Raw genomic sequence first — 13,071 nt, 5'->3', positions numbered from 1 at the left:
GTCCCGATTCGTTCCGTATCGGCGATCCCAGCGGCGTTCTGCGTCGACAGAGACGCTGACCTCTCGCGACATCGGGTCTCGATATCCGCCGATAAAGCCCATATCCGCAGGTCGAACGGGATTCGAATCCAACGACGGGCCGCTCGACCGAGGGGACCGACGACCGAGGGCTGAGCGGTGACGGTCGAACGAGCCGTAGACGCGCCGATCGACGGTGACCGTTCGCCGACGAGTCGGCGTCAGAGGCGGTTTCCGGCGTCTGATAACCCGAGACCGCAAACGGAACGAACGCCGACGTATCGACCGGTCCCGACCGACTGACTCTCGCGGCCGGCATAACATATATGTGGTATTTATCTAGAACTATGAGACTACATATATGACTATCCGCCCGATCTCGGTTCGACCGCCGCCGTCGACGGACCGCACTGCCACCGCACCGCCGTCGCAGCCGTCGCAGCTGTCGCCGCCGTCGCCGCGTCGTCACCGATTCCGGCGGTAGTCAAGGTAGCTGTCGTCTTGCATCACCTGCGACCGCCCGCCGTCGACGAGGACGCTCTCGCCGGTGATGAAGCCCGCGTCGTCGCTCGCGAGGAAGGCGGCGAGCCCGGCCACGTCGGCCGGTTTTCCGAGGCGGCCGACCGGGTGGATGTCCGCCGTGTGCTCGTAGTCGTCGCCCAGCTCCTCCCGGGTCCGTTCGATCTCGATCCAGCCGGGGTTGATCGTGTTCACCGTGATCCCGTCCGGGCCGAGCTCCAGCGCCAGCGCGCGGGTCATCCCGTTGATCCCGGCCTTGACCGCGTTGTACGGGAACAGCCCCGGCATCGTGAGGAACGCGTGGTTCGAGGAGGTGTTGAGGATCGTCCCGCCCGCGGGCATCCGCTCGGCCGCGTGCTTCGCGCACAGCCAGAACGACCGGAAGTCGGTCTCGACGACGAACTCCCAGTCGTCGATCGTCGCCTCGCTGGCGGTCGTCTCCGTCTGGACGCCCGCGTTGTTCACCAGCACGTCGATCCGCCCGTGCTCCGCGGCGGCGTGGTCGACGAGCGCCTCGATCTCCGCCGGCTCGCGCATGTCGGCCCGGACGAACGTCGCGTCGCCGCCCGCCGACTCGATCTCGTCGACGACGGCCTCGCCGCGGTCGGCGGAGCGCCCGGTCACCACGACCGCGGCGCCCTCGGCGGCGAAGCGACGGGCGACGCCCGCGCCGATCCCTCGGGTGGAGCCGGTGACGAGGGCGACGGTGTCCGCGTGTCTGTCCGCGACGGCGTTCTCGGTCGGATCGCTCGGTGACATACGTGTCATGCCGGCGCCGCCGGTCAAATAATCATCGCCCGCGGGTCCCCGCTCCCCTGGACGACCCCCGCTCTCGCCTCACCACTCGGCGACGCTCCCGTCGGCGTGCCGCCACACGGGGTTGTGCCAGTCCACGTCCCTCTCGGCCTGCTCGCGGACGTGGGCCTCGTCGATCTCGATCCCGAGCCCGGGGCCGTCGGGGATCCGCACGTACCCGTCCTCGTAGTCGAAGACGGACGGGTCCGCGAGGTAGTCGAGCACGTCGCTCGTCTCGTTGTAGTGGATGTCGAGGCTCTGCTCCTGGATGAAGGCGTTCGGCGAGCAGGCGTCCACCTGCAGGCAGGCGGCGAGCGCGATCGGGCCGAGCGGGCAGTGGGGGGCCATCGCCACGTCGTACGCCTCGGCCATCGCGGCGATCTTCCGCACCTCGGTGATCCCGCCCGCGTGCGAGAGGTCCGGCTGGATCACGTCGACGGCGCCGCTCTCGAACACCTCCTTGAAGTCCCACCGCGAGTACATGCGCTCGCCGGTCGCGATCGGCGTCGTCGTGTGCGCGGCGATCTGCGGGAGGGCGTCGTTGTGCCCCGACAGGACGGGCTCCTCGACGAACATGGGGTCGTACGGCTCCAGCGCCGCCACGAGGCGCTTCGCCGTCGGCTTGGACACCCGCCCGTGGAAGTCGACGCCGATCCCGACCTCGTCGCCGACGGCCTCCCGGACCTCGCGCAGTCGCCGCGCGGCGGCGTCGACGGTCGCGGGGTCGTCGACCCGCTCCATCTCCTCGGTCGCGTTCATCTTCAGCGCCGTGAACCCGGCCTCGACCTGTGCGCGGGCCTGCTCGGCCACGTCGGAGGGCCGATCGCCGCCGATCCACTGGTACACCCGAATGCGGTCGCGCGCCGCGCCGCCGAGCAGGTCGTGGACGGGGACGCCGAGTTGCTTCCCCTTGATGTCCCACAGCGCCTGGTCGACGCCGGCGATGGCGCTCATCAGCACCGGCCCGCCGCGGTAGAAGCCGCCGCGGTACATCGCCTGCCAGTGGTCCTCGATCCGACCGGCCTCCTCCCCGAGCAGGTAGCTCTCGAACAGCTCCTCGACGGCGGTCCGCACCGTCTTCGACCGCCCCTCGACGACCGGCTCTCCCCACCCGACCGTTCCGTCGGCGGTCTCGACGCGCAGGAAGAGCCACCGCGGCGGCACCTCGAACAGCTCGTAGTCGACGATTTCGCTCATCTGATCGCCTGGGAGTACCCCACCGGCGCTGTTAGTCGTTTCGGGTGGATCGGCGGTCGCCGGGAGCGAGCGTTGCCCGCGAGCCGTCCCATTTATTAGGGTCGCCGTCGCGGATGCGGGTATGCACTCACGACGAGCCGACCGGATCCGCGAGGGCGGGGTCGTCGCGATCCTCCGCGGCGTGGACCCGGACGCGGCGATCGACGTGGCGGACGCGGTCGTCGACGGCGGCGTCACGGCGCTCGAAGTGACCGCGGACACGCCGGCCGTCACGGAGACGATCGGCGCGCTCGCCGACCGGTTCGACGACGTCCTCGTCGGCGCCGGGACGGTCCTCGACGCGGAGACCGCCCGGGCGGTCCAGCTCGCGGGCGCCCAGTTCCTCGTCACGCCGACGGTCGACGCCGGCGTGATCGAGACCGCGAACCGCTACGGGACGCCGGTCGCGACCGGCGCGTTCACGCCGACGGAGGCCCTCCGCGCGTCCGAGGCCGGCGCCGACTTCGTGAAGGTGTTCCCGGCCGCGACCGGCGGACCCGAACACGTCGCGGCCCTGGGCGGCCCGCTCCCGCAGATCCCCCTGGTGCCCACCGGCGGGGTCGGTCCCGCGAACGCCGGCGACTACGTCGAGGCCGGCGCCGTCGCCGTCGGGGTCGGCAGCGCGATCGTCGACGACGACGCCGTCGCGAACGGGGAGTTCGAGCGCATCGCGGAGAACGCGCGCCGGACGGTCGACGCGGTCGCGGCGGCCAGAGAGCGGTAGTCGGCCGGTCGCGAGTCAGTCGCCGTCCGCCGCGGCGTCTCCGGTCTCGCAGCCGCAGCCGCCGCGCCGGATGAGCTCGCTGACAGGCGCGTCAGCCCCGCAGTGGGGACAGACGGCCCGCACGTCGACGAGGACATCGTAGTCGTCTCGGTCGAGCTCGTCGGCGTTCGCGAGCGACGAGATCGCCGACTCGCTGACCGCCGAGAGCCGCCCCTGCAGCTTCTCGATCGTCTGGATCTTCCGTTCGACGCGGCCCTCATCGTCGGTCGGGAGGCTCGCTCCGCGGTCCTCGGTGAGGTACGTGTGGATCGCCTGGTGCGTGACGAAGTCTCCCGTCAGCTCGTCGACGTCCACGCCCTTGCGTTCGAGCCGCCGTCGCGCCCGAGTCACTTCCGAGCCGGTCCCGTCCTGCAGCGCCTCGTACGTGCTCGATATCTCGACGTCGAGCGACGGGTTGGCGGTCTCGCGGACCGCCGCCGTCAACACCGCCTCGTTGAACTCGTCGGCGAGATCCCGCAGGCTCGTGCGCTCGCCCGTCTCGCCCGTCCACTCGGCCTCGAGCGTCGGCCCCATCTCGTCGAGGTCGTACGCCTCGATCACTCGGCCGACCTTCGTGTTCGGTCCGTCCTCGCCGGTCATACCGATCGATCGAGGGGTAGCGTTACAAGGGTATCGGTGTCACGCCGCGTTCCGGCACCGGACGGCGCCGGTTCCGAAGCGATCAGTGGCGGTCCGGAGTCACTCGATCTGCTCGACGTACGCGTACTCGTCGGGGAGCGCGGCGGCGTCCTCGGGGAGCAGCGCGGCCACGAGGTAGTCGGCGTGGTCGCGGAAGTAGTCGACCACGCGGGCGATGCGGTCCGAGTCGATCGCCTCCAGCGAGTCGAGGATGATGAACGGCACCGTCTCGTGGACGTCGTGAACCAGGTATCCCGCCAGGGCGAACACCAGTCCGGTCACCTCGCGCTCGCTCTCGGAGAGGTGGTCGACGGTGTCCTCGTACGCCGCGCCGTCGGGAGACGAGCGGACGATGTGGAGGTCGAACCGCGTCTGCGTGACCTTCTGCCGCCCCTCGCGCACGTCGGTCTCGCGGCGCTCGATCCAGATCCGGTCGAGGTTCTCGTACTCGAGGATGTCGAGGACGGTCGCCATGTGTTCGTTGAACTCTTCGACGGCGCTCTCCTCCAGCCGGTCGACCCGCGTTCGCAGCTCCGTCAGCCGGTCCGCGACCGCCTCCCGCTCGGCTTCGAGATCCTCGCGGCGCTCGATCGCCTCCTCCCGCTCGTCGATCTGCGCTTCGATCTCCTCGATCTCGTCCTCTAGCCGCCCGATCCGGAGTTCGATCTCGTTGGCCTCGCGGTGGCGCTCCAGCGCCTCGTTGTGACCGTCCACGTCGATCGACTCGGCCTCCGCCTCCAGCTCCTCGATATCCGACTCCTTCGACTCGATCCGCGATTCGAGGTCGGCGATTCGAGACTCCGTCGCCTCTATCTCCGAGTGGACCGTATCGAGCCGCTCCTCGGCGCGCTCGACCTCGCGTTCCGCCTCGCGCAGCGCGGACTGTCGGTCGGTGAGCTCCTGGATCTCCGAGCGCAGCTCGCTGCGCTCGTCGAGCCGCTCCGACCGCAGGTCCCGGAGGCGGTCGAGCGTCGTCTCGATCTGTTCGGTCTCGACCTCGGAGCCGCAAGTCCAACACGTCGTCCGGTCGTCGCCGGTCAGCGCGTCGGTCGGACTGTCGCCGGCCCGGGACGCCCCGTCGGCGTCGGCCGCGCCGTCGCCGCTCCGACCGACGTCGATGGCGGGCGCCGACCCGTCGAGCATGTCCTCGTTGAAGTTGATGACGCTGCCGAGCTCGTTGATCGCGTCGTCGAGCGCCCGCTGGCGGCGGCGCAGCTCGTCGACGCGTCCGGCGAGCTGATCGGGGCTCTCCTCCGGCTCCTGTGCCGACTCGATCGTCTGCCGGAGCTCGTCCCGCTCCGCCTTCAGCTCCGTCAGCGTCGACCGCTCGGTCTCGAGGTCGAACTCGAGGTCGTCGAGCTCCGAGCGAGCGTCGCGAACGCGCTGGAACGCCTCCTCGAGCTCCCGCTTCCGGGTGCGGCTCTCCTCGACGCCGGCGTCGAGGTCGTTCAGCTCCTCCCTGACCGCTTCGAGCTCCGCCTCGGCGTCGTCGAGGGCCGACCGCTTCTCCCGGAGCTCGGCCTCGAGCTCGGGGAGGTCCTGTTCGAGCCCGTCGAGTCGGTCGATCTCGGATTCGATCTCGGACCGCTCCTGTTTGCACTCCCGGATCTCGGCGTCGATCGAGTCGGTGTCGATCGGGCGCATGATGATCTCCTGGAGGTCGTCGCCGCGCGCGACGGCCCGACGCGCCTCGTTGTTCTCTAACAGGAACGCGAACAGGTCCGCGAGCTCCGGGTCGTCGAGGTACGGGTCGCCGCCGAACGCGACCGAGTCGCCGCGTCTCGTCAGCGTCCGGGTGTACGTCTCGTCCCCGACTTCGAGGGTCACAGCGCCCTCGTCTGCGTCGCCCTTCAACGAGCTCCGACGACTCCCGAGCCCGGCCATCAGCGCCTGCAGGAAGGACGTCCGGTTCGTCGCGTTTCGCCCGGCCAACACCGAGACCCCCTCGGGGAGGGTCACGGACGCCTCGTCGATGCCGCCAACGTTTCGAACGTCGACGCGCACGACCGATTGAGAGGTCTGAACCATCGGTTATCTTACTCAATCCTCTCACGGACTTAAATCTATCTTTCAATCGCCGCCGTCTCCGGTTTCGTGCGGCGTCGGCGCGACGAACCGGCCGTCGTCGAACTCGATCGGGCTCGGCTCCGCGAGGACCCGCAGGTCGTCGCGTTCGCGCGCCTCCTCGACGAGCGCCGGAGAGGCGTACAGCCGGCCGAGCCGCATCGTGTCCGTCGCCCGAAGCACGCGGGCGTCGTCGGCCCCGACGACGCCGACGGTCGACAGCGAGGCGACGAGGCCGGCGCGGTCCGTCTCGACGACCGGCGGGAGTCGAACCCCCCGCGTCGTACTCGCGGTGATCGCGTTGATGAGGGTGGTCGAGCTGTCGAGTTCGGCGGCCAGGTCGCGGCCGACGAAGTCCGCGGAGCCCATCCCCATGGCGTTGCCGTGTGTCGTCTCCGTCAGCCCTCGCACGAAGATCCGCTTGACGTCCGGCAGCTCCGGCTCCGGCTCGTTGATCGCGAACGGGCGGCGACCGATCACGTTCGTGTCCATCCCCTGTCCGCTGACGTCTTTGCCCTGTCGGTCGAGGACTAACACGTCGACGTCGTCGAACGGGATCGTCGGCAGGCGGTCGTACGCGAGCTCCAGCAGCTCCGCCTCGCGGTCGAGGAAGCCGGACGGGGGGACGCCCTCGATCACGGCGGTGTCGTCGAACTGGTCCTCGACGATCGCGACGCCGCCCGCGACCGGGAGCTCGGCCAGCAGCTTCTCCGCGATCTCCGGGATCATGTTCCGGAAGCTCCAGTCGATCGCCCACTCGTGTGCGGTCTTCGCCCCTCGCTGTTTCCCCATGCCGATGACGAGCATCTTCGAGAGGCCGCTCTCGACGGGGCCGTCGTAGTCGGTGTGGGGCTTCACCCGGTTGACCGGGACGATCGCGTCGGCGCCGGCGGCGTGCGCGTCCGCGTACACGGGAACGCCCCGGTCCGGCGTCTCGCCGACGCGGACGACCTCCATGCTCGACCGGATCTCGCAGCCGATCGCCGCAGGGGTAACGCCGAGGGATTCGAGCATCTCCCGCTGTCCCTCCGCGGTCGCCCCGCCGTGGCTCCCCATCGCCGGGAACACGAAGGGGTCGTAGCCGGCGTCCTCGATCACGCCGACGACGCCGCTCACGATCGACGGGAGGTTCGCTATCCCGCGGCTGCCGGCGCCGACGGCGACCTCGCCGCCCTCGGGAACACCGGCGAACTCCAGCGACGCCACCGCCTCGGCGGCCGCGGCCTCGACGCGATCGCTCGGGATCGGATCGGTGTCCCAGTCGCGCTCGACGAGCCCCAGATCCGGGAGCGGTCGGTCGCCGCACGCGTCGAGCACGGTCGCCTCGGGCACGACGAGGTCGTCGAGTGAGTCCATGCGAACGACTCCCGCTCGACCGACATAAACGTGGGGGCCGCGGCGCGATTCGTCCCGAAACCGACCCCCCGCGACCGTCCCTTCGCGACCGTCCCCCCACGATCGGCACCTGCGACCGTCCCTCCCGCGACCGGTCCCGGCGCCCGTCCCCCGCGATCGGTACCTGCGAGGCGTCGATCCCGCGTCGCCGGTCCGACTGCCGTTACAAACGTACGGATGTAATGAACTTCGTCGAGATCCGATCTGGATCCGAACATACCGGATCAACGTCTGTAGTCGGCACGTCTCTCTTTTTCGCCTTACTCGCCGATATTAAGCGTCAGAATCCGGGACGAGTCGTCCCGCGAAATCAGATTTCGGTCCGATTCGGCCGCGTCTGCCCGGGATATAGGCCGGCTCACGCGGTCAAATATTCTTTATTATCCGAGTACACGGGAAGTTAAGTGGCTTGGGGCGGAGTACTGTGTATGGCAAAAGAGCTCAAATCGGTCGCGAAAACGACTGAAACGTCGTTACGACTGATCGACGTACTGCGAGATACCGACGGGATGACTATCGTTGATTTATCCGAGCATCTCGGATTGGCTCCGAGCACGGTCCACCGCCACCTCGCCACCCTGAAGAAACACGGGTACGTCGTCCGCGACGGCGACGTGTACGCCCTCGGCCTCCAGTTCCTCACGATCGGCGGGCAGATCCAGCGACGGGTGACGGCGTACCCCATGATCAAGGAGAAGGTCGACGCCCTCGCCGACGAGACGGGCGAACGCGCGCAGTTCATCGTCGAGGAGAACGGCGAGCGAGTGTACCTCTACACCGAAGTCGGACAGAGCGCCGTCCAGACCGGCGCCCACGTGGGCAAGCGCGGCGCGATCCACACGAGCGCGGGTGGGAAGGCGATCCTCGCGGCCTACGACCGGGACCGCGTCGAGGCGATCCTCGACGACCGCGGACTGGACGCCGGACACGACGCCATCACGACCCGCGAGGAGCTGTTCGCGGAGCTCGACGCGATCAGCGACCGCGGCTACGCGTTCAACCGACAGGAGACGACGGCGGGCGTCCACGCGATCGGCGCGCCGGTGATCGCCGGCGGCGAGGTGGTCGGCGCGCTGAGCGTCTCCGGACCCGCCAACCGGATCACCGGCGATCGCTTCACGGAGGCGCTCCCCGAGCGGATCCTCGGCGCGGTCAACGAGCTGGAGCTCCACATCGAACACTCCGTGTGAGGATCGCCGGGCCCCGAGAGTTTATTACGTCTCTCGGCGCTCGTCAACCCAATGAACGCGAACGACCGGGCTCTCGTGCGATTTACCTCTCTCGCCCACGGGATGTTTCACACGTACGAACTCTCCATACCGCTCTTCGTCGGGCTCTGGATGGCCGAATTCGACGTCTCGGCGGCCGTCATCGGCACCGTCATCGGCGCCGGATACGCGTTCATCGGGCTCGGCGCGCCGGTGAGCGGCGTCCTCTCCGACCGGTTCAGCTCGCGGCGGCTGATCTTGGCCTCCATCGTCGGGATGGGGATCGGGTTCGGGATCGTGGCCCTCGCGCGCGGCGTGGTCTCGCTCGCCGTCGCCGTCCTCCTGTGGGGCTGTTTCGCGAGCGTCTACCACCCCGCCGGGCTCTCGCTCATCAGCCGCACCGCGGACGCCCGCGGCACGGTGTTCGCGTATCACGGCGTGGGCGGCAACGTCGGGACGGCGTTCGGCCCGCTCCTCACGGCGCTGCTCCTCATGTTCGCCGACTGGCGGCTCGCGGCCGGCGCGCTGTCGGCCGTCGCCCTGCTCGTCGGGCTGGCCGGCACGCGGATCGAGTTCGAACTCGGCGGGGGCGAGGACGCCGGCGAGACGGGCTCGATCGCCCAGGAGCTCCGGAAGACCGCTCGGGACTCCCGCACCCTGTTCGCGACCGCCTTCACGGTCGCGCTCGTCGCGGTGCTGCTGTACGGCACGTACTACCGCGGCCTGCTGACGTTCCTCCCGGACGTCCTCGCCGAGTCCCCGGCGCTGCGCCCCTTCGAGCTGTTCGACCAGACCGTCCAGCCGGCCCAGTACGTGTACACCGGCCTCCTGACCGTCGGCATCGGCGGCCAGTACGTGGGCGGGCGGCTGACCGACCGCGTCTCCAGCACCACCGCGTTCTTCGGCTTCTTCGCGGTCCTCGCCGGCCTCGCCGCGGCCTTCCCGTTCGTCCGGGGACTCGGGACCGTCGCGCTCGTCGGGGTCTGCCTCCTGATCGGTTTCTTCGTGTACGGCACGGCGCCGATCTATCAGGTCGTCGTCGCCGAGAACGCCGGCGAAGCCGTGCAGGGGCTCTCGTACGGGTTCACGTATCTCGCGATGTTCGGCGTCGGGGCCCTCGGCGCGTCGCTCGCGGGGTTCGTGCTCACGCACGCGACGAGCTCCGTGCTGTTCTTGCTCCTCGCGGGGATCGCCGGGCTCGGCGGCGCCGCGGTACTGTTATTGATGCGGCTGTAGCCGTCCGCCGGGCACCCCCGAAATCTCCCAACCTTTATGACCTCGTCGTCGGAGTGGTAGGTATGAGCGCAGACGAGAAGCGACAGCGACTCTTAGAGGAGATCGTCGTGATCGACCTGACGACGTTCGTCACCGGCGGCTTCGCCACATTGATGTTAGCGAACCAGGGAGCCGAAGTGATCAAGGTCGAGCGGCCGGGCGTCGGCGACGACAGCCGGTACTCCGGGCCGCCGTTCGTCGACGTCGAGGGGTACGAGGGCCCCGGGAAGCCGGCGTCCGAGGAGGGCGAGTCGCCGTACTTCTGGACGGTGAACTACGGCAAGCAGAGCATCGAACTGAACCTGAAGACCGAGGAGGGGCTGACGGCGCTGTACGACGTCGTGGCCGAGGCCGACGTCGTCGTCGAGAACTTCCGACCGGGCACCGCCGAGCGGCTCGGCGTCGACTACGGGACGCTCCGGGAGCGGAACGACGAGCTGATCTACTGCTCGATCTCGGCGTTCGGCGAGACGGGCCCGTGGAGCGACCGACCGGGGTACGACCTGCTCGTGCAGGGGATGAGCGGCATGATGAGCGTCACGGGCTACCCCGACGCCCCGCCGGCGAAGGTCGGGCTCCCGCAGACGGACCTCATCACGGCGATGTGGTCCGCGTTCGGGATCGTCACCTCGCTGTACAACCGCGAGCGGACCGGGGAGGGCGAGCGCGTCGAGCTCGGGATGCTCGACGCGGCGCTCCCGTGGCTCACGAAGCAGGCCGGCAAGAGCTTCGTCGGCGAGGAGACCTCGCGGATGGGGACGAAGGACCCGGTGCTCGCGCCGTACCAGATGTACCCGACGGCCGACGGTCACCTCAACGTCGCCTGCGGGAACCAGAAGCTCTGGGAGGAGTTCTGCGCGGCGATCGGCCGCGAGGACCTCTCGACGGACGAGCGCTTCGCCACGAACTCGGCGCGGGTGAACAACATGGACGCGCTCGAAGCGGAGCTCTCGGAGGTCCTCCGAACCAAGACGACCGACGAGTGGGTCGACCTGCTGGCCGACGAGCGCGGGCTCCCCGTGGGGCCGGTGTTCGACGTCGACGAGGCGCTGGATAACGAGCAGGTGCGCGCCCGCGGCGCCGTCGGCTCGATCGACCACCCCGCGGCGGGGGAGATCCCCGTCATCGAACACCCGCTCAACTACGACCGGGCCGACTCGGGGTTCGAGAAGGCGCCGCCGCTGCTCGGCGAGGACACGGTGCGCGTGCTGAAAGCGGCCGGCTACGACGACGCCCGCATCGACGAGCTGATCGAGGCGGGCGCGATCCCGGAGCCCTGACCGGCGCGCCGGCGATCAGCGAGACGTGTCGAGGACGACCTTTCCGAGCGTCCCGGAGGAGCGCAGCTCGGCCAGCGCCTCGGGCACCGAATCGAGCCCGAACACGGAGTCGACCGCCGCGGTGAACGTCCCGTCGGCGAGGCGCTCGCCGACCCGTTCGAGGATCGCCGCCTGATCGCCCGCGGAGGCCACGATCGACATGAACCGGAGGTCCGCGTCCGCCTGCTTCGCCGCCATCGACGTCCCGCCGTCGACGGCGATCGGCCCGTCCTCCCCGATGACGACGATCCGGCCGCCGCGCGTCAGGCACGCCAGGTTCGCCGCGAGGTGCGCGTCCGCCCGCGGCTCGAACACCACGTCGACCTCGCGCCCCTCGGCCGCCGCCGCGACGTCGTCGGCGAGGCGCTCGCTCCGGTAGTCGACGACCGCGTCGGCGCCGAGTTCCCGCGCGAACGCGGCTGGCTCGCCGTCGCGGGCGGTGCCGACGACGGTCGCGCCCGCCGCCGCGGCGACCTGCACCGCCGCGTGGCCCACGCCGCCGGACGCGCCGTGGACCAGCGCGACGTCGCCCAGTCGGAGGTCGCCGCGGGTCACGAGCGCGCGCCAGGCGGTCGCGAACGCCATCGCGGCCGCCGCCCCCTCCCGGAACGGGACCGACTCGGGCAGCGGCGCGAGCTGGTCGACCGGCGCCGCGGTGTACTCCGCGTACGTCCCGGGCGAGAACAGGCCGAGGCCGGTCGCGAACACGCGATCGCCCGGCTCGAACGCGGTCACGCCGTCGCCGACCGCCTCGACGACCCCGGCGAGGTCGGACCCGCCGACGTGCGGGAGGCCGGACGGTGGGCTCACGTTCCCCTCGCGCACGTACTCGTCGATCGGGTTCACGCTCGCCGCCTCGATCCGCACGAGCGCCTCCCCCGGGCCGGGATCGGGCCGGTCGACGGTCTCTACGGTCAGTACGCTCTCGTCTCCGTGGTCGTGGAATCTGACGGCACGCATACGGCTCCGTACGACGAACCGACGTATAGTGTTGTGCCCGCGGTCGGGCCCCGCGGGGAGCGCTCCGACGCGGCGAGCGCTCCGCCCCGCCGAGCGCTTATGTGCTCGCCGTTCCCACAGAACGCATGCACGTCACCGGGCTCGATCACGCGGTGTTGACCGTCGCCGACGTCGACCGCGCCGTCGACTTCTACGCGGGGACACTCGGCGGCACGGCCGAGACGTTCGACGGCGGTCGGCGGGCCGTCTCGTTCGGCGACCAGAAGATCAACTTCCACCCGGCGGACGCCGTGTACTCGCCCCACGCGGATCGGCCGACGCCGGGGAGCGGGGACCTCTGTCTCGTCGTCGACGACTCCCTCGAAGCGCTCCGCCGTGACCTCGGCGACCGCGGCGTCGAAGTCGTCCACGGCCCCGTCAAGAAAGTGGGCGCTCGCGGCCCGATGGAGTCGATGTACGTCCGCGACCCCGACGGCAACCTGGTCGAGTTGGCCCGGTACGACGCGAATGCTTAATGCGCTCCGAGCAAAGTAACTGGTACATGACCGATGGTTGGACACACGTGACGCCCGAGGAAATCGGTCGACGCGAGGACAAGCCCGGACGGCGCTGGGAGCTTTCCCCGGAACTGGAGATCGACGCATTCAATCTCAACGTCGCCGTCTTAGAGCCCGGCGAGCGGCTCTCGGAGAATCACTTCCACTACCATGACGACCAACAGGAGGTGGTGTACGTCGCCGACGGGACGTGCCGGGTCGAGGTCGACGAGGGCGGCTTCGACGCGACGGCGGACGACGTCGTCCGGTTCGACGCGGGCCGCGACGGCGCGCACCTGATCCACAACCCGTTCGACGAGCCGGTCCGGCTCGTCGAACGGGTT

The 13,071-nt window shown here is 69.8% G+C and carries 12 protein-coding genes; 6 read left to right on the top strand and 6 right to left on the bottom strand.

All coding sequences use genetic code 11. From position 1 onward, the window contains the following. Positions 1 to 483: 483 nt before the first annotated feature. Together DJ73_RS11800 and dgoD are read right to left on the bottom strand one after the other, a co-directional pair. On the bottom strand, positions 484 to 1,305 hold the full coding sequence (locus DJ73_RS11800) for an SDR family NAD(P)-dependent oxidoreductase (protein WP_094558048.1): 822 nt from the start codon (positions 1,303 to 1,305) through the stop codon (positions 484 to 486). A 69-nt stretch (positions 1,306 to 1,374) separates the two neighbouring features. Next, on the bottom strand, positions 1,375 to 2,529 hold the full coding sequence (gene dgoD / locus DJ73_RS11795) for a galactonate dehydratase (protein WP_094558047.1): 1,155 nt from the start codon (positions 2,527 to 2,529) through the stop codon (positions 1,375 to 1,377). A gap of 121 nt (positions 2,530 to 2,650) precedes the next feature. Here dgoD and DJ73_RS11790 point away from each other — a divergent pair, with 121 nt between their 5' ends. Further along, positions 2,651 to 3,292 (top strand): bifunctional 4-hydroxy-2-oxoglutarate aldolase/2-dehydro-3-deoxy-phosphogluconate aldolase, encoded by a 642-nt coding sequence (locus tag DJ73_RS11790; RefSeq protein WP_094522118.1) that lies wholly within the window; start codon positions 2,651 to 2,653, stop codon positions 3,290 to 3,292. A 15-nt stretch (positions 3,293 to 3,307) separates the two neighbouring features. Here DJ73_RS11790 and rdfA read toward each other — a convergent pair whose 3' ends face one another. The 3 genes from rdfA to DJ73_RS11775 form a co-directional block, all read right to left on the bottom strand. After that, positions 3,308 to 3,931 (bottom strand): rod-determining factor RdfA, encoded by a 624-nt coding sequence (gene rdfA / locus DJ73_RS11785; RefSeq protein ID WP_094522117.1) that lies wholly within the window; start codon positions 3,929 to 3,931, stop codon positions 3,308 to 3,310. A 99-nt stretch (positions 3,932 to 4,030) separates the two neighbouring features. Next, the gene (locus tag DJ73_RS11780) at positions 4,031 to 5,998 is read right to left on the bottom strand and encodes an archaea-specific SMC-related protein (RefSeq protein WP_094558046.1); all 1,968 of its coding nucleotides are present in this window, start codon (positions 5,996 to 5,998) and stop codon (positions 4,031 to 4,033) included. 42 nt (positions 5,999 to 6,040) lie between these two features. Beyond that, positions 6,041 to 7,390: a DUF362 domain-containing protein gene (locus tag DJ73_RS11775; RefSeq protein ID WP_094558045.1), complete on the bottom strand. Its 1,350-nt coding sequence runs from the start codon at positions 7,388 to 7,390 to the stop codon at positions 6,041 to 6,043. 467 nt (positions 7,391 to 7,857) lie between these two features. Here DJ73_RS11775 and DJ73_RS11770 point away from each other — a divergent pair, with 467 nt between their 5' ends. The 3 genes from DJ73_RS11770 (at position 7,858) to DJ73_RS11760 (ending at position 11,192) form a co-directional block, all read left to right on the top strand. Next, positions 7,858 to 8,619, top strand: coding sequence for an IclR family transcriptional regulator (locus DJ73_RS11770; protein WP_094522114.1), 762 nt, complete (start codon positions 7,858 to 7,860; stop codon positions 8,617 to 8,619). 51 nt (positions 8,620 to 8,670) lie between these two features. Next, positions 8,671 to 9,873, top strand: a complete 1,203-nt coding sequence (locus DJ73_RS11765; protein WP_094522113.1) for an MFS transporter — start codon at positions 8,671 to 8,673, stop codon at positions 9,871 to 9,873. A gap of 62 nt (positions 9,874 to 9,935) precedes the next feature. Beyond that, positions 9,936 to 11,192 carry a CaiB/BaiF CoA-transferase family protein gene (locus DJ73_RS11760; protein ID WP_094522112.1) on the top strand — a complete coding sequence of 419 codons (1,257 nt, stop codon included), beginning with the start codon at positions 9,936 to 9,938 and terminating at the stop codon, positions 11,190 to 11,192. 15 nt (positions 11,193 to 11,207) lie between these two features. Here DJ73_RS11760 and DJ73_RS11755 read toward each other — a convergent pair whose 3' ends face one another. Next, a complete protein-coding gene (locus DJ73_RS11755; protein WP_094558044.1) occupies positions 11,208 to 12,191 on the bottom strand; it encodes an NADPH:quinone reductase in 984 nt (327 codons plus the stop codon). Positions 12,192 to 12,316: 125 nt separating this feature from the next. Between DJ73_RS11755 and DJ73_RS11750 the strand changes: the two genes are divergently transcribed. Further along, entirely contained in the window at positions 12,317 to 12,706 is a 390-nt protein-coding gene (locus DJ73_RS11750; RefSeq protein WP_094522110.1) for a VOC family protein, read from the top strand. Positions 12,707 to 12,753: 47 nt separating this feature from the next. After that, positions 12,754 to 13,071: cupin domain-containing protein (locus tag DJ73_RS11745; protein ID WP_254921641.1), on the top strand; the 318-nt coding region annotated here is incomplete at its 3' end.

Source organism: Halorubrum sp. Ea1 (assembly GCF_002252965.1).
Taxonomy (GTDB): Archaea; Halobacteriota; Halobacteria; order Halobacteriales; family Haloferacaceae; genus Halorubrum.
Note: the sequence above shows the minus strand (reverse complement) of the source record. Positions and strands in the feature narration are given on the sequence as shown.

Coding starts and splice junctions, on each gene's coding strand:
- DJ73_RS11780 (WP_094558046.1), bottom strand. CDS start 5,998: ATGGTTCAGACCTCTCAATCGGTCGTGCGCGTCGACGTTCGAAACGTT.
- DJ73_RS11765 (WP_094522113.1), top strand. CDS start 8,671: ATGAACGCGAACGACCGGGCTCTCGTGCGATTTACCTCTCTCGCCCAC.
- rdfA (WP_094522117.1), bottom strand. CDS start 3,931: ATGACCGGCGAGGACGGACCGAACACGAAGGTCGGCCGAGTGATCGAG.
- DJ73_RS11760 (WP_094522112.1), top strand. CDS start 9,936: ATGAGCGCAGACGAGAAGCGACAGCGACTCTTAGAGGAGATCGTCGTG.
- DJ73_RS11790 (WP_094522118.1), top strand. CDS start 2,651: ATGCACTCACGACGAGCCGACCGGATCCGCGAGGGCGGGGTCGTCGCG.
- dgoD (WP_094558047.1), bottom strand. CDS start 2,529: ATGAGCGAAATCGTCGACTACGAGCTGTTCGAGGTGCCGCCGCGGTGG.
- DJ73_RS11770 (WP_094522114.1), top strand. CDS start 7,858: ATGGCAAAAGAGCTCAAATCGGTCGCGAAAACGACTGAAACGTCGTTA.
- DJ73_RS11775 (WP_094558045.1), bottom strand. CDS start 7,390: ATGGACTCACTCGACGACCTCGTCGTGCCCGAGGCGACCGTGCTCGAC.
- DJ73_RS11755 (WP_094558044.1), bottom strand. CDS start 12,191: ATGCGTGCCGTCAGATTCCACGACCACGGAGACGAGAGCGTACTGACC.
- DJ73_RS11800 (WP_094558048.1), bottom strand. CDS start 1,305: ATGACACGTATGTCACCGAGCGATCCGACCGAGAACGCCGTCGCGGAC.
- DJ73_RS11750 (WP_094522110.1), top strand. CDS start 12,317: ATGCACGTCACCGGGCTCGATCACGCGGTGTTGACCGTCGCCGACGTC.